Here is a 20,287-nt window from a genome sequence, read left to right as displayed (position 1 = left end):
CGTCGTACTTCGTACGTCATATATGAGACGCGATATGTGAGATCCGATCCGAGATCCGTGATCCGTGAGATCCGAGAGGCGCGCATGACCTCTGTGCCCACGCCGATCCCGTCCCGCACGCAGTACGTGCTGGAGGAGATCAAACGCCGCATCCTCACCGGGCGGTTGACGCCGGGTCAGGCCCTGGTCGAGACCGAGCTCGCCGCACAGTTCGGGGTGTCGAAGACCCCGGTGCGCGAGGCGCTCAAGACCCTGGCCGGCACCGGACTGGTCGTCATGAGCCAGTACAAGGGCGTCACGGTGCGCATGGTGGACGCGGACATGGCGCGCGAGGTCTACGACGTACGGCTGCTGCTCGAACCGGAGGCGCTGCGACGGGCCGTGCGGCGCGGAGCCTCCCTGGACGCGGCGCGTTCCGCGCTGACCAGGGCCGACGAGGCGACCGACACCGCCGAACGGTCCCTGGCCAACCGGGAGTTCCACCGCGCGCTGTACCTGCCGTGCGGCAACCCGCTGCTCGGCCGGATGCTCGACGAGGTCCGCGACCAGGCCGCCCTGGTCTCCGCCGTCGCCTGGGCCGCCTCGCCCTCCTGGGAGCGGGAGGCCGGCGAGCACCGCGAGATCCTGCGGCTCGCCCTGGCCGGTGACGCGGACGGGGCGGCGCGCGCGCTCCACGCCCACATCGCGTCCTTCGTGCACCGGGCGTTCCCCGAGACGGCCGACGACATCCAGGCAGAGGAAGGTCAGGAATGAGCAGCGTGGCGTTCGAGACCCAGCGGGCGGCCCTGGCCGACGTGGTGGCGATCCCGGTGACCCCGTTCGCCGAGGACGGCTCCGTGGACCAGGCCGCCCACCGGGCCCTGCTGCGCCGTCTGCTCGACGGCGGGATCACCACCCTCACCCCGAACGGCAACACCGGCGAGTTCTACGCCCTCACCCCCGAGGAGCGGCGGCTCGTCACCGAACTGACGATCGACGAGGCGGGGGAGCGTTCCACCGTCCTCGTCGGGGTCGGTCACGACGTCCCCACCGCCGTCGCCTCCGCCCGGCACGCCCGGGAGCTGGGCGCCCAGATGGTGATGGTCCACCAGCCGGTCCACCCCTACGTCTCGCAGCGCGGCTGGGTCGACTACCACCGGGCCATCGCCGAGGCCGTGCCCGAGCTGGGCGTCGTCCCGTACATCCGCAACGCGCAGCTGCACGGCGAGCGCCTCGCCGAACTCGCCGACGCCTGTCCGAACGTGGTCGGCGTGAAGTACGCCGTCCCGGACGCGGCCCGCTTCGCCGCCTTCGCCCGGGACGCGGGCCTGGAGCGCTTCGTCTGGGTCGCGGGCCTCGCCGAGCCCTACGCCCCCTCCTACTTCTCGGCGGGCGCCACCGGCTTCACCTCGGGGCTCGTGAACGTCGCCCCGGCCGTTTCGCTGAACATGATCGAAGCGCTTCGATCGGGGGACTATCCGGCGGCGATGAAGGTCTGGGAACAGATCCGCCGCTTCGAGGAGCTGCGCGCCGCGAACGGCTCCGCCAACAACGTCGTGGTCGTCAAGGAAGCTCTGGCCTCCCTGGGCCTGTGCCGCCGTGACGTCCGTCCGCCGAGCCGCCCGCTGCCGGAGGGCGAGCGCGCCGAGGTCGCCGCGATCGCCGCGGGGTGGTCCATATGAAGCGCTTCGACGATCATGCCGACGACCGCGCCGAGCGCCCCGTGAAGCGCCCGGAGGAACTCCGGAGCCACCAGTGGTACGGCACCGAGGGTCTGCGCTCCTTCAGCCATCGCGCCCGCACCCGCCAGCTCGGCTACCTCCCCGAGGAGCACCTCGGCAAGCCGGTGGTTGCGATCCTCAACACCTGGTCGGACATCAACCCCTGTCATGTGCACCTCCGTGATCGCGCCCAGGCGGTCAAGCGGGGCGTGTGGCAGGCGGGCGGCTTCCCGCTGGAGTTCCCGGTCTCCACCCTCAGCGAGACCTTCCAGAAGCCCACGCCCATGCTCTACCGCAACATGCTCGCGATGGAGACCGAGGAGCTGCTGCGCTCGTACCCGGTCGACGGGGCCGTCCTGATGGGCGGCTGCGACAAGACGACCCCCGCGCTGCTCATGGGCGCGGCCAGCGTCGACCTGCCCACCGTCTTCGTGCCCGCCGGGCCCATGCTGCCGGGCCACTGGCGAGGCGAGGTCCTCGGCTCCGGCACCGACATGTGGAAGTACTGGGACGACAAGCGCGCCGGCCTCATCGGCGACTGCGAGATGGCCGAGCTGGAGAACGGTCTCGCGCGCTCGCCGGGCCACTGCATGACGATGGGCACGGCGTCCACGCTGACCGCCGCCGCCGAGGCGCTGGGCGTGACGGTCCCGGGCGCCTCCAGCATCCCGGCCGTGGACTCCGGGCACGACCGGATGGCGGCCCGGGCCGGCATGAGCATCGTCGAACTCGTCCACCGGGACCGGAAGCTCTCCGGCATCCTCACCCGTGACGCCTTCGAGGACGCCGTGACGACCGTCCTCGGTCTCGGCGGCTCCACCAACGCCGTCATCCACCTCATCGCCATGGCCGGCCGCGCCGGCATCCGCCTCACCCTCGACGACTTCGACCGCATCGCCCGCACGGTCCCGGTCCTCGCCAACGTCCGCCCCGGCGGCCGGACGTACCTCATGGAGGACTTCCACTTCGCCGGCGGTCTGCCCGGCTTCCTCTCCCGGATCCCGGACCTGCTCCACCTGGACCGGCCGACCGTCTCGTACGACACGATGCGCGAGCAGATCGCCGGCGCCCGGGTGCACGACGACGACGTCATCCGGACCCGCGACAACCCGGTCGCCGCGGAGGGCGGAGTCGCCGTGCTGCGCGGCAACCTCTGCCCGGACGGCGCCGTCATCAAGCACATCGCCGCCGAGCCGCACCTGCTGAAGCACACCGGTCCCGCGGTCGTCTTCGACGACTACAAGACCATGCAGCGCACCATCAACGACCCCGACCTGGGCATCACCGCCGACAGCGTGCTGGTGCTGCGGGGCTCCGGTCCCAAGGGCGGGCCCGGCATGCCCGAGTACGGCATGCTGCCCATCCCCGACCACCTGCTCAGGCAGGGCGTGCGGGACATGGTCCGGATCTCCGACGCCCGCATGAGCGGCACGAGCTACGGCGCCTGCGTCCTGCACGTGGCACCGGAGTCGTACGTCGGCGGCCCGCTCGCCCTGGTCCGTACGGGCGACACGATCACCCTGGACGTCGACGCCCGCACCCTCCATCTCCACGTGGACGACGAGGAACTGGAGCGGCGCCGGGCGGCCTGGACCCCGCCGCCCACCCGCTACGAGCGGGGCTACGGCGCGCTCTACAGCGAGCAGATCACCCAGGCCGACACCGGCTGCGACTTCGAGTTCCTGGCCCGCCCGGGCAAGGTCGCGGACCCCTACGCGGGCTGAACCGGCAGCACGACAGCGCACACCCCTGCGCATGGAGAAAGCGCTTCCTGCACGACGTACCCGAGAACGGAGAACAGTCATGGCCCAAGCCGCAGCCGTGGCGAAGCCGCCCGCGCCACCCCGGCGGCGCCGTGCCTCCGCCACGCCCCGCAGGCTTCCGTACCTGCTGATCGCGCCGGCGGCCCTGCTGATGCTGGGCTTCATCGCCTACCCGGTGATCAGCGTCTTCTACTACAGCCTGCAGAACTACAACCCCACCAAGCCGTGGCGGAACGGCTACGCGGGCTTCGACAACTTCGTCCACGCCTTCACCGACGACCCGCAGTTCTGGGACACGCTGACCTTCAGTGCCAAGTGGGTCTTCGTCGAGGTCGGACTGCAACTGCTGTTCGGTCTGGCGCTGGCGCTGATCGTCAACCAGACCTTCGTGGGCCGGGCGCTGGGCCGCGCCCTGGTCTTCTCCCCGTGGGCCGTCTCCGGCGTGCTGACCTCCGCGATCTGGGTGCTGCTCTACAACTCCCAGACCGGCATCACCCGTTACCTCGCCGACATGGGCATAGGCTCCTACGGCACCAGCTGGCTGTCCGACACCTCCACCGTCTTCCCGGCGGCGATCGTCGCCGACCTGTGGCGCGGTGTCCCGTTCTTCGCGATCCTCATCCTCGCCGACCTCCAGTCCGTCTCCGGAGACCTGTACGAGGCCGCCGAGGTCGACGGGGCGAGCCGGCTCAAGCAGTTCTGGCACATCACCCTGCCCCACCTGAAGGACGCCATCGTCCTGTCCACGCTGCTGCGCGCGGTGTGGGAGTTCAACAACGTCGACCTGCTCTACACGCTCACCGGCGGCGGCCCGGCGGGGGAGACCACCACCCTCCCGCTCTACATCGCCAACACCAGCGTCGACGCCCACAACTTCGGCTACGCGTCCGCCCTCACCACGGTCGCGTTCGTGATCCTGCTCTTCTGCTCGATGGTCTATCTGCGGCTGAGCAAGTTCGGAGGTGAAGGCAAGTGATCACCAAGGAGGCCCCCGAGGTCGCGCCCGCCCCCGTGCCCGTGACCCCCGCCGCCGACCGGCGCCCGCGCGGCAAGCACCGCGCCTGGGACGAGGTCCCCCGCTGGCAGATCTACGTCCCCCTGTCGATCTACCTGGTCTTCACCCTCGTCCCCTTCTACTGGATCCTGCTGTTCGCGCTCCGCCCGGCCGGCTCGACCTCCCTCGTGCCCTGGCCGATGACCTTCGAGCACTTCGAGAAGGTCTGGAACGAGCGGGACTTCGGGATCTACTTCCAGAACAGCGTCCTCACCGGCGTCGCGACCCTGCTGCTCACCACCCTGGTCGCCCTGGCCGGCGGCTACGCCCTGGCCCGCTTCGACTTCAAGATCAAGCGCGGCTTCATGCTGGCCCTGCTGTGCACCCAGTTCGTCCCCGGCGCGCTGCTCCTGGTCCCGCTCTTCCAGATCTTCGCCGAGCTGCAGATGATCAACTCGCTCGGCAGCGTCATCATCGCCGAGACGGTCTTCCAGCTGCCCCTGTCGATGATCCTGATCAGCGGCTTCATCCGGAACGTGCCCTACTCCCTGGAGGAGGCCGCCTGGGTCGACGGCTGCAACCGGTTCACCGCCTTCCGGATCGTCGTCCTGCCCCTGCTGCGTCCCGGGCTGATCGCCGTCGGCTCCTTCGCCTTCGTGCACGCCTGGAACCACTTCCTGTTCGCCCTGATGTTCCTCTCCGACCAGACCAAGCAGACCATCCCGGTCGGTCTGAACACCCTGATGAGCGCCGACAGCGTCGACCTCGGCGCGCTGGCCGCGGGCGGCATCATCGCCGCCGTCCCCGTCGTGATCGTGTTCGCCTTCATCCAGAAGTGGCTGATCACCGGGTTCAGCGCGGGGGCGGTGAAGGGATGAGGATCCGTCGGGCCACGGCCGCCGCCCTGCCGGGGGTGCTGCGCGTCCCCGCGCACGCCGACTCCCGGGACATCGGCCGCGAGACCCCGGCCGCCGACGCCGGCCGGACGCCTACCCTGCACGGAAAGATCGACAGCGCCGGGGCGGCCGACCGTGCGGTCGCCCACGGCGCGGGCGCAGGGAGGACCCCATGAGCACCACCGAGCCGATGAGCGCACCCGTCCCGGTCGTCCTCGCGGGCGCGCGCGGCCACGGCCGCTGGCACCTGGACAACATCCGCCGGCTCCAGGACAAGGGGATCGTCCGGCTCGCGGGCCTCTGCGAGCTGACACCGCTCACCCCGGGCGAGATCCCCGAGGGCCTCGGCACCCCCGAGCAGTCCGCCGACTTCGGCGCGCTCCTCGACTCCACCGGCGCCCGGATCGCGGTGATCTGCACCCCGATCCCCACCCACACCGACCTGGCCCTGACCGCCGCCGCGCGAGGTGTGCACCTGCTCCTGGAGAAGCCGCCCGCCCCGTCCTACGCCGAGTTCCGCCGGATGGCCGACGGGGTCGCCGAGGCCGGGGTGGTCTGCCAGATCGGCTTCCAGTCGCTGGGCTCGCACGCCGTGCCCGCGATCCGCGAGCTGATCGCCGACGGCGCGATCGGCGAGATCGCCGGGGTCGGCGGCGCCGGGGCCTGGGCCCGCGCCGAGGCGTACTTCCGGCGGGCGCCGTGGGCGGGCAGGCGCCGGCTGAACGGCGTCGACGTCATCGACGGTGCCCTCACCAACCCGCTCGCGCACGCCGTCGCCACCGCCCTCGCCCTGGCCGGGGCCACCGGCGCCGAGGACGTCACCGGCATCGAGACCGAACTGGCGCACGCCAACGCCATCGAGTCCGACGACACCTCCTGCGTCCGGATCACCACCGCCGACGGCCTCCCGGTCGTCGTCGCCGCGACCCTGTGCGCCGAGGACCCCGACGATCCGTACGTCGTCGTCCACGGCGACCGGGGCCGGATCACCTACTGGTACAAGCAGGACCGCGTCCTGCTGCAGCGCGCCGGCCACGGCCCCGAGGAGTTCGAGTACGGCCGCACCGACCTGCTGGAGAACCTCGTCGAGCACCTCTCCGACGGGACCCGGCTGCTCGTCCCGCCGGCCGCCACCGAGGCCTTCATGCGGGTCGTCGAGGCCATCCGCATCGCCCCCGACCCCGTGCAACTCGGCCAGGACACCTGGCACCTGCTGAAGGACGAGGAGCGCCGGGTCGTGCCCGGCATCGACGGACTGGTCGCGGCCGCCGCCGACACCCTCGCCCTCTACTCCGAACTGGGCGCCCCCTGGGCGTTCACGACCGCGCATCCGAAAGAGGTGAGCACCTGATGGCACAGGCACCCGACGCACCGGTCGTGCTGCGCGTCGCGGGCCGCCCGGTCGGCCGCTACGTCATCCGGCCCGAGCTGCCCGCCCGGCTCTCCCCGCGCCCCTACCTCCACCCCGTCACCACCCTGGCCGGCACGGCGGTCACCGAACTGACCCCCGCCGACCACGCCCACCACCTCGGCGTCGGTGTCGCCGTTCCCGACGTCGAGGGGCACAACTTCTGGGGCGGCCGCACCTACGTCCGCGACCGGGGCCCGACCGAGCTCGACAACCACGGCACCCAGCGGCACAGCTCCTTCCAGCTGCGCGACCCCGACGGCTTCGTGGAGGAACTGCGCTGGGTCGCCTCGGGAGCCGAGCTGCTGCGCGAGCGCCGTACCGTCGCGGCCACCGAACTCACCGACACGGCCTGGGCGCTGGACTTCACCTTCTCCCTCACCAACGTCACCCCGGACCCGCTGTCCATCGGCAGCCCGGCGACGAACGGACGCCCGGGCGCGGCCTACGGAGGCTTCTTCTGGCGCGCCCGCAAGGAGGAGACCGCTCCCGAGGTCTTCACCGCCGGCAGCGAGGGCGAGGACGAGGTGCACGGCCGCCCCGCCGACTGGCTGGCCCTGGCCGGCGCCGGCTGGACCCTGGTCTTCGCGGGCGCCACCGACGCCACCCGCCGCGACCCCTGGTTCGTCCGCACCACCGAGTACCCGGGCGTCGGCTCCTCCCTCGCCTCGCAGTCCCGGCTGCCGGTCCCGCCCGGAGAGACGGCCGTCCGCCGCGTCGTCACGGTCGTCGCCGACGGCCGCCTGGGCCGGGACGAGGCGGCGGCGCTGGTCCGGAAGGCGGTGAGCCAGTGACGTACGGGACCCCCGAGACGTGTGAGACATACACGAATCCGATCCTGAACGCCGACTGGTCGGACCCCGACGTCGTCCGCGTCGGCGACGACTTCTATCTCACCGCCTCCAGCTTCGGCCGCGCCCCCGGCCTGCCGCTGCTGCACTCGCGCGACCTGGTGAACTGGACGCTCGTCGGGCACGCGCTCGAACGCCTTGAACCGGCGGCCGAGTTCAGGACACCGCGCCACGACTGCGGGGTCTGGGCCCCGTCCCTGCGCCATCACGACGACCGCTTCTGGATCTTCTGGGGCGACCCCGACCAGGGGATCTTCCAGGTCAACGCCCCCGAGATCAGGGGCCCTTGGACCCGCCCGCACCTGGTGAAGGAGGGCAGGGGACTCATCGACCCCTGCCCGCTGTGGGACGAGGAGACCGGCGAGGCGTATCTCGTCCACGCCTGGGCCAAGTCCCGCGCGGGGATCAAGAACCGGCTCACCGGCCACCGTATGCACCCCGACGGCACCTCACTCCTCGACGAGGGCAAGCTGATCGTCGACGGGGACCGCATCCCCGGCTGGTTCACCCTCGAAGGCCCGAAGCTCTACCGGCACGACGGCTGGTTCTGGATCCTCGCGCCCGCCGGGGGAGTGGAGACCGGCTGGCAGGGCGCCTTCCGCGCCCGGGACTTCTTCGGGCCGTACGAGGAGCGGATCGTCCTGGAGCAGAAGGACACCGACGTCAACGGCCCCCACCAGGGCGGCTGGGTGCGCACCCCGTCCGGTGAGGACTGGTTCCTGCACTTCCAGCAGCGCGGCGCCCACGGCCGGGTGGTGCACCTCCAGCCGATGCGCTGGGGCGACGGGGGCGCCTCCCGCTCGGGCGAGGCCGGGAGCGGGGGAGGCTGGCCGGTGTTCGGCGACGAGGGCGCCCCCGTCCTCGAACACCCCCGGCCCGCCCTGCCCCCTCAGCCGCCGGCCGCGCCCGCCACCGACGACGACTTCCCCGGCGGACGCTTCGGCCGCCAGTGGCAGTGGACGGCCAACCCCCAGGACGGCTGGGCCACCCAGCACTCCGGCGACGGTCTGCGCCTGTCCTGCGTCCGCACGGCGGACGCGCACGACCTGCGCAGACTCCCGAACGTCCTCACCCAGCGGCTGCCCGGAACCCCGTCGGCCGTCGAGGTGGAGCTGGCACTGCACGGCGAGGAACCGGGCGCCCGCGCCGGACTCGCGGTCCTCGGCGACGCGTTCGGCTGGATCGGCCTCCAGCGCGGCACCGACGGGACGGTCCACCTCGTACACCGCTTCGCCGAACCCGTGGCGGACCGGGAACGGGACGCCGGCCATCCACGGCTCGCCCCGGAGGGCCGGGCGCGCCTGCGGATCGAGATCGGCGCGGGCGCACGGTGCCGGTTCGCCCACGACCTCGGCGACGGCCCGCGTTTCTCCGGCCCCGTCTTCGCCGCCACCCCCTGGCGCTGGGTCGGCGCCCTGCTCGGTCTCTTCGCCGCCGCCCCGGCCGGAACGGGGCACGCCGGAGCGGCCTCGTTCACGGAGTTCCGGATCAGACCGCTCTGACTCTTCCCCCTGTACGCCTGTTGGGAGCCGCAATGACGCACTTCCATAGCAAGCGCTTGCCGAGAGCCGGCGTGGTGATGGCCGCGGTCGCCGGTCTCCTCGCCGCCCTCGGCCTCGGCACGGTCGAGGCGAGGGCCGCCGCACCGGTGTCCCCGGCACTCGCACCCGCTTCCGCCGCCGACCGCTGGAGCGACCCCGCCCACGGCTTCGCCTCCCTCGCCGGCGGCACCACCGGCGGCGCCGGTGGCAAGGTCGTCACCGTCACCGACCAGGCCGCGCTCGCCGAGTACGCGGCCGCCGAGGAGCCGTACGTCATCCGGGTCAAGGGCTCGGTCGCCGTCGAGCCCTTCGGCTCGGACATCGTCGTGGCCTCGGACAAGACCATCATCGGCGTCGGCGACACCGGCGAGATCGTGCACGGGGAGCTGCATCTGAACCCCGGCACGCACAACGTGATCATCCGCAATCTGACCATCCGGGACTCGTACGTCGAGGGCGACTGGGACGGCAAGACCACCGACTTCGACGCGATCCAGATGGACACCGTCGACCACGTCTGGATCGACCACAACCGCTTCACGCACATGGGCGACGGGCTGCTCGACATCCGCAAGGACAGCCAGTACGTCACCGTCTCCTACAACCGGTTCAGCAACCACAACAAGGCCTTCGGAATCGGCTGGACGACGAACGTCCTCACCCAGATCACCATCGACCACAACTGGTTCACCGGCACCAAGCAGCGCAACCCCTCCGCCGACAACTGCGCCTACGCGCATCTGTACAACAACTACCTGTCCGCCCAGGTGGCCGACGGCGACCCGGTGTGGACGTACGGGAACTGGTCCCGGGGCCGCACGAGGATGGTCATCGAGAACAGCTACTACGACGGGGTGCAGCACCCCTACCAGGCCGACGCGACGGCCGAGTTGGTGCAGCGCGGATCGATCCTGAGGAACACGAGCGGGCGGACCGACGAGTGGGGCGCGGCCTTCGATCCGCGCGCGTTCTACGACTACCGGCTGGATCCGGCGGCCGCCGTGCCCGCGCTGGTCGAGCGATTCTCGGGACCGCAGCGGCGACTCGGTGTCGTGCTCGACGTACCGGCCGCCTACCCGACGGTCCAGGCCGCCGTGGACGCCGTGCCCGACGGCAACGCCGACACCGTGACCGTCGCCGTCGCGCCGGGCACGTACCGCGAGAAGGTCTACATCCCCGCGACCAGACCGCACATCGTGCTGCTGGGTACCGGAGACGATCGCTCCGACACCGTCATCGTCCACGACACCCCTGCCGCGTACGGGGGTTCGACGGGCAGCGCGACCGTCCGGATCGCCGCGAACGACGTCACCGCCCGCCACCTCACCTTCAGCAACGACTTCGACGAGGCCGCGGTCGAGCTGAACGGCGAGCAGGCCCTCGCCATGAAGACGACCGGTGACCGGATCGTCTTCGAGGACACCGCCTTCCTGGGCAACCAGGACACGTTGATGACCGACAGCCCCAGGCTGACCACCGTCAGCCGGGTCTACCTCCGCGACTCCTACATCGAGGGCGACGTCGACTTCGTCTACGGGCGGGCCACGACCGTGATCGAGCGGTCCGTGATCCGGCTGCTGAGCCGGGGCTCCGCCACCAACAACGGTTACCTGACGGCCGCTTCGACCTGGAGGGGCAATCCGTACGGCTTCCTGATCACCCGCTCGAAGGTCGTCAGCGACGCCCCCGGCCAGAGCTTCCACCTGGGCCGGCCCTGGCATCCGGGCGGAGAGCCGGAGGCGGTCGCGCAGGTGCTGATCCGGGACACCGAGCTGCCGGCGGCGGTCAAGCCGTCGCCGTGGACCGACATGAGCGGCTTCTCGTGGCGGGACGCGCGGTTCGCCGAGTACCGCAACCACGGCCCCGGGGCCGTCCCTTCGGCCGACCGGCCGCAACTGAGCGACGAGGACGCGTCGACGTACACCGTCGCGCACTACCTCGAGGGTGCGGACGGCTGGGCGCCGTACGTCCGCGCCACCCACTGACCCCCCACAACTTCATCACTCCGCTGGATCCAGAAGAAGAGAGCCGACCACATGAAGAGCAGCATCCGCAGAAGCAGGCGCGCCGCCCTGGCCGTCGCCCTGGGCTCCGTGCTCGCGCTGACCGCCACCGCCTGCGGTGACGACGGCAGCGGCAGCGCGGGGGACAAGGGCAACGAGGGCTCGGGCAAGGGCGAGATCACCTTCTGGGACAACAACGGCGGTGTCCGCACCGACATCTGGAAGGAGATCATCGCCGACTTCGAGAAGGCGAACCCGGACATCAAGGTCAAGTACGTCGGTGTCCCGGCCGACAGCGTCCAGTCCAAGTACGACACCGCCATCCAGGGCGGCGGTCTGCCCGACGTCGGTGGCGTGGGCACCGCGATGCTCGCCGAGGTGGCCGCACAGGGCGCCCTCGAACCGCTCGACGGCCGCATCGAGAAGAGCGACCTGAACGGCCAGCTCAACGCGAAGTTCCTGGACAGCGTCAAGGCGGCCGGCATCGACGGCAGGACGTACTCGGTGCCGACCTCGGCCAACAACGGCACCCTCTGGTACCGCACGGACCTCTTCGAGCAGGCGGGGCTGGACGCGCCGACGACCTGGACGAAGTTCTACGCGGCCGCGGACAAGCTCACCGACAAGTCGAAGAACGCGTTCGGCTACACCATCCGCGGTGGTGCCGGGTCCATCGCCCAGGCGCTCGACGCCACCTACGGGCAGAGCGGCATCACCGAGTTCTGGAGCGGCGACAAGACCACGGTCGACGACCCCAAGAACGTGGCCGCGCTGGAGAAGTACGTCGGCCTGTACAAGAAGGACACCCCGGCCGCCGACGTCAACAACGACTTCACCAAGATGGTCGCCCAGTGGGACAGCGGCACCATCGGCATGCTGAGCCACAACCTCGGCTCCTACGCCGACCACCAGAAGGCCCTCGCCGGCAAGTTCAAGGGCATCCCGGCACCGACCCTGGACGACGGCACCCGGGTGCAGGTCTCCAACCCCGTCGACGGGCTCGGGCTGTTCAAGTCCAGCAAGAACAAGGCCGCCGCCTGGAAGTTCATCGAGTTCGCCGCGTCGCACGAGGCGAACAGCAAGTGGAACGAGACGGCCGGGCAGGTGCCGGCGAACCTGGAGGCGGCGCAGGACAGCTGGGTGCAGTCGTCCGAGCCGACGAAGCTCGCCGCCGAGGCGCTGTCCGGGGAGGGCACCAAGATCGTGCAGCTTCCCTACTACCTGCCCGACTGGAACACCATCTCCAAGGCCGACAACGAGCCGAACTTCCAGAAGGTGCTGCTCGGGAAGATGAGCGCGAAGGACTTCCTGGACACGCTCGCCGAGCAGCTGAACGCCGCCCAGGCGGACTGGAAGAAGAACCACGGATAGCCGTCGGGTGACTGCCGTCGCGGGGAGCTGCGGGTCCGTCGTGGCCGGTCGCGCAGTTCCCCGCGCCCCCGAGAACTCTCGAGAGGTGTGTGTTCATGTCCCTTACCCGTAGGCAGGTCACCTCGGCGGCACTCGCCGCCCTTCCCCTCGGTGTCGCGGCGGCCGGTACCGCCCGTGCCGGGGGACGCAAGCGGACGATCTACATCGCCGGTGACTCCACAGCCGCCCAGAAGTACTCCGACGCCGCCCCCGAGACGGGGTGGGGCATGGCGCTCCCGTTCTTCCTGCGGTCCGGCCTGCCCGTCGCCAATCACGCGGTGAACGGGCGCAGTTCCAAGAGCTTCATCGACGAGGGGCGGCTCGACGCCGTCCTCGCGGCGATCCGGCCGGGGGACGTCCTCCTCGTCCAGTTCGCGCACAACGACGAGAAGACCACCGATCCCACGCGCTACACCGAGCCCTGGACGACGTACCAGGACTACCTGCGGCAGTACATCGCCGGCGCCCGGGCGAAGGGAGCGCGGCCGGTGCTCGCCACGCCGGTGGAGCGGCGCAGGTTCGACACGGAGGGGAACGCCGTGCCCACGCACGGGGAGTACCCCGCCGCCATGCGCGCCCTCGCCGAGGAGGAGCGGGTGGCCCTGCTCGACCTCCAGGCGCTGTCGCTCGCGCTCTGGCAGGAGCTGGGGGTCGAGACGACCAAGACCTACTTCAACTGGACCGACACCGAGCAGGACAACACGCACTTCAATCCGCCGGGCGCGATCGCCGTGGCGCGGCTCGTCGCGCGGGAGCTGCTGCGCACGCGGGTGCTCGGCCCGCGTGACGTGGTCCGGCTGCACGACGAGATCCCCCCGTCCTGGATCACCTGGCCCGAGCCGCTGACGTAACAAGAGGAGACCCGCACAGTGCGCACACAGAAATGTCATGGACGTGTCATAGCGGCCCTGGTGGGGTGCACCGCGCTGGTGCTGTCCGTCACCGGCACCGCCTCCGCCCACGCCGCCTCCCGCGACCTCGGACGGCAGGTCCTGGCCGCGGACGACGGCTGGGCCTCCTTCGGGACCGGGACCACGGGCGGGTCGGCCGCCGACGCCGACCACGTGTACACGGTCACCACCTGGGCCGAGTTCAAGGCCGCCCTCGCCGCCGGCGGCTCCGCCCCGAAGATCATCAAGGTGAAGGGCGTCATCGACGCCGTCGCCGAGGGGTGCGACGCCTTCGCCGCACCCGGCTACGACTTCGACGCCTACCTCGCGGCGTACTCGCCCGAGGCGTGGGGGCTGGACACCGACCTGAGTGCCGAGCCCGACGACAGCCCGGAGGGGCTGCGGCGCGTGTCCCAGGCCAACCAGGACGCGGCCGTCAAGGCGAGCGTCCCCGCCAACACCACCATCGTCGGCATCGGCAGGAACGCCGGGTTCAAGGGCGTCAGCCTGCAGATCAAGGCTGTCGACAACGTGATCATCCGCAACCTGGCCTTCGAGTCGCCCATCGACTGCTTCCCGCAGTGGGACCCGACCGACGGCTCCAACGGCAACTGGAACTCCGAGTACGACACCGCCGTCGTCTACGGCTCGACCCATGTCTGGCTGGACCACAACACCTTCACCGACGGGTCCCACCCCGACAGCGCCGCCCCCACCTACTTCGGGATGCTCTACCAGCAGCACGACGGCGAACTCGACATCGTCCGCGGCTCCGACTACGTGACCGCCTCCTGGAACGTCTTCACCGAGCACGACAAGACGATCCTCATCGGCAACAGCGACAGCGAGTCGACGGCGGCGGGGGACCGCGGGCACCTCAAGGTGACCTTCCACCACAACCTGTTCTCGAACCTCGTCGAACGCGCGCCCCGCGTCCGCTTCGGCCAGGTCGACTCCTACAACAACCACTTCGTCGCGAACAGCGACTACTCCTACAGCTTCGGCATCGGCAAGGAGTCCCGGCTCGTCGCCGAGCACAACGCGTTCACCCTGCCGGACGGGGTCAGCGCCGCCAAGGTGCTCAAGCGGTGGAACGTCTCCCCGCTGACCGCCGCCGACAACTACGTCAACGGCGCCGAGACCGACCTGATCGCCGTCCACAACGCCGAGATCCCCGGCGAGGTCCTGGAGTCCGGCGCGGGCTGGACCCCCACCCTGCGCACCAAGGTCGACCCCGCGAGGTCCGTCCCCCGGATCGTCGACTGCGGCGCGGGCGCGGGACGCCTGGGCTGATCCGTCCGTACGCAGGCCGGGGCGGCGGCTGCCGTCGTCACCCCGGCCCTCCGCACGACGGCCGGGCGACCCGTCGTCGCCCGGCCCTCCCGCAGAGCCGCACCGCCAAGGAGCACCCGCATGCGCCCCCTTTCCCGAAGGCGGTTCCTCGCCGCGACCGCCGGCACGACCGCCGCCCTGAGCCTCGCCTCCCCGTCCGCCCGGGCCGCCGTCCCCGGCCCACGAGGCCCGTTCGGCCGCCACGGCACCCCGGCCGCCCGCCTCACCCCCCAGACCCTGTACGTCGACCCGCTCGGCCGGGGCGACTTCACCTCCGTCCGCGCCGCCGTCGCCGCCACCACCGGCAGCGGCTGGACCCTCGTCCTCGCGCCGGGCGTGTACCGCGAGACGGTCGCCGTCGACGCCACCCGCACCGAGGCCACCTGGATCGGCGCCTCCGAGGACCCGCGGGACGTCGTCATCGTCCACGACAACGCGGCCGGCACCCCCAAGCCCGGCGGCGGCACCTACGGCACCACCGGGTCGGCCACCACCACCGTGCAGGCCGACGGTTTCACCGCCCGCTGGATCACCTTCGCCAACGACTGGCTGCGCGCCGACCACCCCGACATCACCGGCACCCAGGCCGTCGCCATCAAGATCCAGGGCGACCGCTCCGCCTTCCACCACTGCCGCTTCCTCGGCCACCAGGACACCCTGTACGCCGACTCGACCTCCCTCGCCGTCTTCGCCCGGCAGTACTACGCCCACTGCTACGTCGAGGGCGACGTCGACTTCGTCTTCGGCCGGGCCACGGCCGTCTACGAGCACTGCCACTTCCGCACCCTGAACCGCACCGACCTGGCCGCCGCGCCGTACGGCTTCGTCTTCGCCCCCTCCACGGCCGGCGCCAACCCGCGCGGCTACCTCGTGACCCGCAGCCGGATCAGCAGCGAGGCCCCCGACGCCTTCTACAAGCTGGCCCGCCCCTGGGTGCCCAGCTCCGACACCACCGCCCGCCCGAGCCTCACCGTCCGCGACACCCGCCTGGACGCCGGCATCGACGCGGTGGCGCCGTACACCGACATGTCCGCCTCCTTCCCCTGGCAGAACCAGCGGTTCGCCGAGTACCGCAACACCGGGCCGGGCGCCCGGATCACGGTCCCCGAGAACCGCCCCCAACTCACCGGCGAACAGGCCCGGTCGGCGACCCGGGAGACCTACCTGGGCGACTGGGAGCCCTGGAAGGGGGAGTGCTGACATGCTGCGCAGACGCACCCTCCTCGCCGGCCTCACCGGCGCCGCCCTGCTCGGGACGACTCCGGCCCACGCCCACAGCCGCCGCGTCCTGCACGTACGCCCCGGCGACTCCGTCCAGGCGGCCGTGGACAGGGCCGACGGCCCCGGCTGGACGATCGTCGTGCACCCGGGAACGTACCGGGAGGTCGTGAACATCCCCGCGAGGAAGGGGGAGTTGACCCTGCGGGGCGCGAGCCGGGACCCGCGCGCCGCCGTGATCGTCCACGACAACGCCAACGGCACCCAGCGGCCCGACGGCTCGGGCACCTACGGCACCGCGGGCTCCGCCACCTTCACCTCCGCCGCCCCCGGGCTCACCGTCCGCGACCTCACCCTCGCCAACGACTGGCTGCGCGCCGACCACCCCGACATCACCGGCACCCAGGCCGTCGCCGCCTGTGTCACCGGCGACCGCAGCCACTTCGAGAACGTCCGCTTCCTCGCCCACCAGGACACCCTCTTCGCGGACACCACCGGGCTGGAGGCCTTCGACCGGCAGTACTACCGCCACTGCTACGTCGAAGGAGACGTCGACTTCGTCTTCGGCCGGGCCCGGGCGGTGTTCGACGCCTGTCACTTCCACACCCTCCAGCGGGACGTCGGCTTCACCCCCAAGGGCATGGTCTTCGCACCCGCCACCGCCCGGGCCAACCCCTACGGCTTCCTCGCCCTGCGCGGCCGGATCACCTCCGGCGCCGAGGACGCGGCGTACAAGATCGCCCGGCCCTGGGTGCCGACGTACGAGACGACCGCCTGGCCCTCCCTCGTCGTCCGGGACACCTGGATCGGCCCCGGCATCGACGCCGTCGCCCCCTACACCAACATGCGGGACGCCTACCCCTGGCAGACCATGCGTTTTCGCGAGTACGCCAACTCCGGCCCCGGCGCGCTGATCTCGGTGCCGGAGAACCGCCCGCAGCTCACGGCCGAGGAGGCGGCCACCCACACCCGGCGGACGTACCTCGGGGACTGGAGGCCGTATGAGCGGCGTCCGTGACCCGGTGGGGCGGCGGGCGTTCATGGTCGGGACGGGGGCCGCGCTGCTGGCCGGCACGGCCGCCGCCGACGCGGAGGCGGCCGTTGTGGACGGCCCGCTGCCCGACTTCCACCCCGCCCTCAAGGCCGCGCTGACCTTCCCCCTCGCCTGGGGGAACTCCCCGGTCCGCGACTTCCGCGCCTGGCGCCGGGCCGCCCGCGCCAAGGTCGAGGAACTGCTGATCGCCGAGCGGGAGGACGGCACCCCGTACGCCCCCGAGTACGGCCCGCCCGTCCGGCGGGACGGCTACACCGCCCGGCCGGTCACCCTCTCCCTCACCCGGTACGAACGTGTCCGCGCCGCCCTCCTCACCCCCGACGGACCCGGCCCCTTCCCGGCGGTGCTCCTTCTGCACGACCACGGGGCGAAGTTCGACATCGGCAAGGAGAAGCTGGTCCGGCCCTGGGACGACGACGTCCGGCTCGCCTCCGCCCAGGCGTGGGCGGACCGGTACTTCAGCGGGCGGTTCGTCGGCGACGAACTGGCCCGGCGGGGGTACGTCGTGCTGTGCGCGGACGCCCTCGGCTGGGGCGACCGCGGCCCGCTCGCCCACGACCAGCAGCAGGCCCTCGCCTCGAACCTCTACCACCTCGGCTCCTCGCTCGCCGGACTCATGGCCCGCGAGGACGCCAGGGCCGCCGGGTTCCTGGCCGGCCTCGACCACGTGGACGCCCGCCGGGTCGCGGCCGTCGGGTTCTCCATGGGCGCGTTCCGCGCCTGGCAGGCGGCCGCGCTCAGCGACGACCTCGCCGCCGCGGCCGCCGTCTGCTGGATGACCGGCCTGAAGGAAATGATGGTGCCCGGCAACAACACCCTGCGCGGGCAGTCCTCGTACCACATGCTCCACCCGGGGCTTCCCCGGTACCTCGACTTCCCCGACGTGGCGAGCATCGCCGCACCCCGGCCGATGCTGTTCTTCGCCGGCGGGCTCGACCCGCTCTTCCCCGCCGACGGCGTCCGCACCGCCCACGAGAAACTGCGCGCCGTCTGGCGCTCCCGTCACGCCGAGGAGCGGTTGTCCTTGAGGACCTGGCCCGACCTGGGCCATGTCTTCGTCGACCGCATGCAGGACGAGGTCTTCCACTGGCTCGACACCGTCCTGTGAACCGTCCCCCCCACCCGCACGAGAAAGGACCGCACTCCATGTCTCGTCGTACCGCTCTCACCGCCCTCGCCGCCCTGTCCCTGGGCGCCGGACTCGCCGGCCTGCCCACCCAGGCGCAGGCCGCGACCGTGGTCGTCAGCAACTCCACCGACCTCTCCAACGCCCTCAAGAACGCCACCGCCGGCACGGTCATCCAGGTCCGCGGCGGCACCTACTACCCGACGGCCACCCTCCAGTCCACGGCCAACGGCACCTCCTCGTCCCCGGTCACGCTCACGGCGTACGGCTCGGAGACGGTGAAGATCGACGGCTCGTCGCTCCCCGACGGCGACTGGATCTTCAAGCTGACCGCCGACTACTGGAACGTCTCCAACATCACCTTCCAGAACTCCCCGGACAGCGCGGTCGTCTGCCAGTCCTGCACCGGCACGGTCTGGAACAACATCAAGACCATCAACGGCGGAGACTCCGGCTTCACCCTCACCGGCGACGGAACGGTCAACAACACCGTCAAAAACATCGACTCCTACGGCCACTACGACGCCGCCAACCACGGCGAGAACGCGGACGGCATCGCGGTCAAGTACGGCTCGGGCACCGGCAACCTCATCACCGGCGCCCGCCTCTACAACAACTCGGACGACGGCATCGACTTCTGGTCCTTCTCCTCGCCCGTCACCATCGAGCACACCTGGTCCTTCGGCAACGGCGTCAACCGCTGGTCGGACTCCGCCTTCGCGGGCGACGGCAACGGCTACAAGCTCGGCGGCGACGGCGAGGTCGTCGCCCACGTCGTCAACAACTCCGCCGCCTGGGGCAACGCCGGCAACGGCTTCACCGAGAACTCCAACACCGGCGCGATCGTCATCAACCGCACCACCGCCTACGCCAACAGCAAGTGGGGCTACTACTTCGCCACCGGCTCCGCCCGCCTCGGCAAGAACCTGGCCGTGAGCAACGGCAGCGGCCTGGTCAGCAAGGGCTCCTCCGTGGTCTCCGCCGGCAACAACTGGGACAGCGGCGTCTCCACGCCGGCCTTCAGATCGACGGACGCCTCCACCACCTACAACGCCCGCAGCTCCAGCGGAACCCTGCCCGCGACCACGTTCCTGACGACGGGTTCGACGACGATCGGAGCGACGATGGACTGATGCGCGGGCCGGCCGTCCCGGGCGCTTGACCCGTTTTTTGCCCGACACGGGGTATCGATCGGGCAACGGGTCTCGCGCTCGACCGCGTGACGCGCGTAGAAACCTGTCATGCATAAGCCACTGCGCATCGCGGCCCTCACCGCCGCCTGTGCCGTCGCCGGGGCCGCGCTCTACGGCGCCGGCGCGGCCACGGCCGGCCAGTCCACGGCCAACTCCACCCACGAGCCCTACAACATCGGGCTCCTGGTGAAGGACATCGACACCTACTACGGCACCACGCTGGACGCCGGCGGCGTCTACCAGGCGTCGCCGACCAGCCCGTACGCCAAGGACCTCGCGGTTCTCGACAAGGCCGCGAAGAAGTACATCGACCAGGCGGCCCGCAAGGCCCGCCACAAGGGGGAGAAGCCCGCGGTCGTCTTCGACATCGACGACACGCTGCTGCTCAGCCTCGACTACGAGAAGAAGACCAACTACACCTACAACTCGACCACATGGGCCGAGTACGTGGCCAAGGCGGACCGTCCGGCCGTCTTCGGCAGCCCCGAGCTGGTGCGGTACGCCGAGTCCAAGGGCGTCGAGGTCTTCTACAACTCGGGCCTGAAGGAGTCGCAGCGCGTCTCGGCCGTCGACAACCTCAAGAAGGTCGGGGCCGACGTGAACCTCGACACCGACCACGTCTTCCTCAAGGACGCGGCCAACCCGCCGGCCTACCTGAGCGCCTGCGCCACCCCGGGCAGCTGGACCTGCACCACCGTCCAGTACAAGTCGGGCACCCGCAAGCACATCGAGAAGGACCTCGGGTACGAGATCATCGCCAACTTCGGCGACCAGTACTCGGACCTCGAGGGCGGCTACGCCGACCGCACCTACAAGCTCCCGAACCCGACGTACTACGTCAGCTGACGATCCGTCGCGTCGGCCGCCGGGTGGTGGCCGGTGGCGAGCGTGCCGCACCCGGCGAAAGA

At 71.1% G+C, this 20,287-nt stretch carries 18 protein-coding genes; all 18 read left to right on the top strand.

Translation table 11 applies throughout. The features are described 5' to 3' along the window. Positions 1–84: 84 nt before the first annotated feature. Positions 85–753 carry a GntR family transcriptional regulator gene (locus ACFY30_RS20675; RefSeq protein WP_390846624.1) on the top strand — a complete coding sequence of 223 codons (669 nt, stop codon included), beginning with the start codon at positions 85–87 and terminating at the stop codon, positions 751–753. Continuing rightward, positions 750–1,661, top strand: coding sequence for a dihydrodipicolinate synthase family protein (locus tag ACFY30_RS20670; protein WP_390846623.1), 912 nt, complete (start codon positions 750–752; stop codon positions 1,659–1,661). Before ACFY30_RS20675 ends, ACFY30_RS20670 begins: the two co-directional genes overlap by 4 nt. After that, positions 1,658–3,424, top strand: coding sequence for an L-arabinonate dehydratase (gene araD, locus ACFY30_RS20665; protein WP_390846622.1), 1,767 nt, complete (start codon positions 1,658–1,660; stop codon positions 3,422–3,424). The genes ACFY30_RS20670 and araD overlap by 4 nt, the downstream gene beginning before the upstream one ends. A 79-nt stretch (positions 3,425–3,503) precedes the next feature. Beyond that, positions 3,504–4,439: a carbohydrate ABC transporter permease gene (locus tag ACFY30_RS20660; RefSeq protein ID WP_390846621.1), complete on the top strand. Its 936-nt coding sequence runs from the start codon at positions 3,504–3,506 to the stop codon at positions 4,437–4,439. Next, complete coding sequence (locus ACFY30_RS20655) at positions 4,436–5,335, top strand: carbohydrate ABC transporter permease (RefSeq protein WP_390846620.1); 900 nt, start codon at positions 4,436–4,438, stop codon at positions 5,333–5,335. The genes ACFY30_RS20660 and ACFY30_RS20655 overlap by 4 nt, the downstream gene beginning before the upstream one ends. Continuing rightward, complete coding sequence (locus ACFY30_RS20650) at positions 5,332–5,529, top strand: hypothetical protein (protein ID WP_390846619.1); 198 nt, start codon at positions 5,332–5,334, stop codon at positions 5,527–5,529. The genes ACFY30_RS20655 and ACFY30_RS20650 overlap by 4 nt, the downstream gene beginning before the upstream one ends. Next, on the top strand, positions 5,526–6,704 hold the full coding sequence (locus ACFY30_RS20645) for a Gfo/Idh/MocA family protein (RefSeq protein ID WP_390846618.1): 1,179 nt from the start codon (positions 5,526–5,528) through the stop codon (positions 6,702–6,704). The genes ACFY30_RS20650 and ACFY30_RS20645 overlap by 4 nt, the downstream gene beginning before the upstream one ends. Continuing rightward, positions 6,704–7,555, top strand: coding sequence for a PmoA family protein (locus ACFY30_RS20640; RefSeq protein ID WP_390846617.1), 852 nt, complete (start codon positions 6,704–6,706; stop codon positions 7,553–7,555). The genes ACFY30_RS20645 and ACFY30_RS20640 overlap by 1 nt, the downstream gene beginning before the upstream one ends. Then, positions 7,552–9,114 carry a family 43 glycosylhydrolase gene (locus ACFY30_RS20635; protein ID WP_390846616.1) on the top strand — a complete coding sequence of 521 codons (1,563 nt, stop codon included), beginning with the start codon at positions 7,552–7,554 and terminating at the stop codon, positions 9,112–9,114. Before ACFY30_RS20640 ends, ACFY30_RS20635 begins: the two co-directional genes overlap by 4 nt. Before the next feature lie 32 nt (positions 9,115–9,146). Beyond that, positions 9,147–11,138 (top strand): pectinesterase family protein, encoded by a 1,992-nt coding sequence (locus tag ACFY30_RS20630; RefSeq protein ID WP_390846615.1) that lies wholly within the window; start codon positions 9,147–9,149, stop codon positions 11,136–11,138. Positions 11,139–11,189: 51 nt separating this feature from the next. After that, positions 11,190–12,527: an ABC transporter substrate-binding protein gene (locus ACFY30_RS20625; protein WP_390846614.1), complete on the top strand. Its 1,338-nt coding sequence runs from the start codon at positions 11,190–11,192 to the stop codon at positions 12,525–12,527. A gap of 95 nt (positions 12,528–12,622) precedes the next feature. After that, positions 12,623–13,417, top strand: a complete 795-nt coding sequence (locus ACFY30_RS20620) for a rhamnogalacturonan acetylesterase (protein ID WP_390846613.1) — start codon at positions 12,623–12,625, stop codon at positions 13,415–13,417. A gap of 18 nt (positions 13,418–13,435) precedes the next feature. Continuing rightward, positions 13,436–14,749, top strand: coding sequence for a polysaccharide lyase family 1 protein (locus tag ACFY30_RS20615; RefSeq protein ID WP_390846612.1), 1,314 nt, complete (start codon positions 13,436–13,438; stop codon positions 14,747–14,749). 120 nt (positions 14,750–14,869) lie between these two features. Further along, on the top strand, positions 14,870–15,988 hold the full coding sequence (locus ACFY30_RS20610) for a pectinesterase family protein (RefSeq protein WP_390846611.1): 1,119 nt from the start codon (positions 14,870–14,872) through the stop codon (positions 15,986–15,988). Positions 15,989–15,992: 4 nt separating this feature from the next. Further along, on the top strand, positions 15,993–17,024 hold the full coding sequence (locus ACFY30_RS20605; RefSeq protein WP_390846844.1) for a pectinesterase family protein: 1,032 nt from the start codon (positions 15,993–15,995) through the stop codon (positions 17,022–17,024). Then, positions 17,008–18,168 carry a dienelactone hydrolase family protein gene (locus tag ACFY30_RS20600; protein ID WP_390846610.1) on the top strand — a complete coding sequence of 387 codons (1,161 nt, stop codon included), beginning with the start codon at positions 17,008–17,010 and terminating at the stop codon, positions 18,166–18,168. The genes ACFY30_RS20605 and ACFY30_RS20600 overlap by 17 nt, the downstream gene beginning before the upstream one ends. A gap of 38 nt (positions 18,169–18,206) precedes the next feature. Further along, positions 18,207–19,319 carry a chondroitinase-B domain-containing protein gene (locus ACFY30_RS20595; protein ID WP_390846609.1) on the top strand — a complete coding sequence of 371 codons (1,113 nt, stop codon included), beginning with the start codon at positions 18,207–18,209 and terminating at the stop codon, positions 19,317–19,319. A 108-nt stretch (positions 19,320–19,427) separates the two neighbouring features. Beyond that, on the top strand, positions 19,428–20,225 hold the full coding sequence (locus ACFY30_RS20590; protein ID WP_390846608.1) for an HAD family acid phosphatase: 798 nt from the start codon (positions 19,428–19,430) through the stop codon (positions 20,223–20,225). The last annotated feature ends 62 nt before the right edge of the window (positions 20,226–20,287 follow it).

The organism is Streptomyces sp. NPDC000345, from assembly GCF_042898825.1.
Lineage (GTDB): Bacteria > Actinomycetota > Actinomycetes > Streptomycetales > Streptomycetaceae > Streptomyces.
Note: the sequence above shows the minus strand (reverse complement) of the source record. Positions and strands in the feature narration are given on the sequence as shown.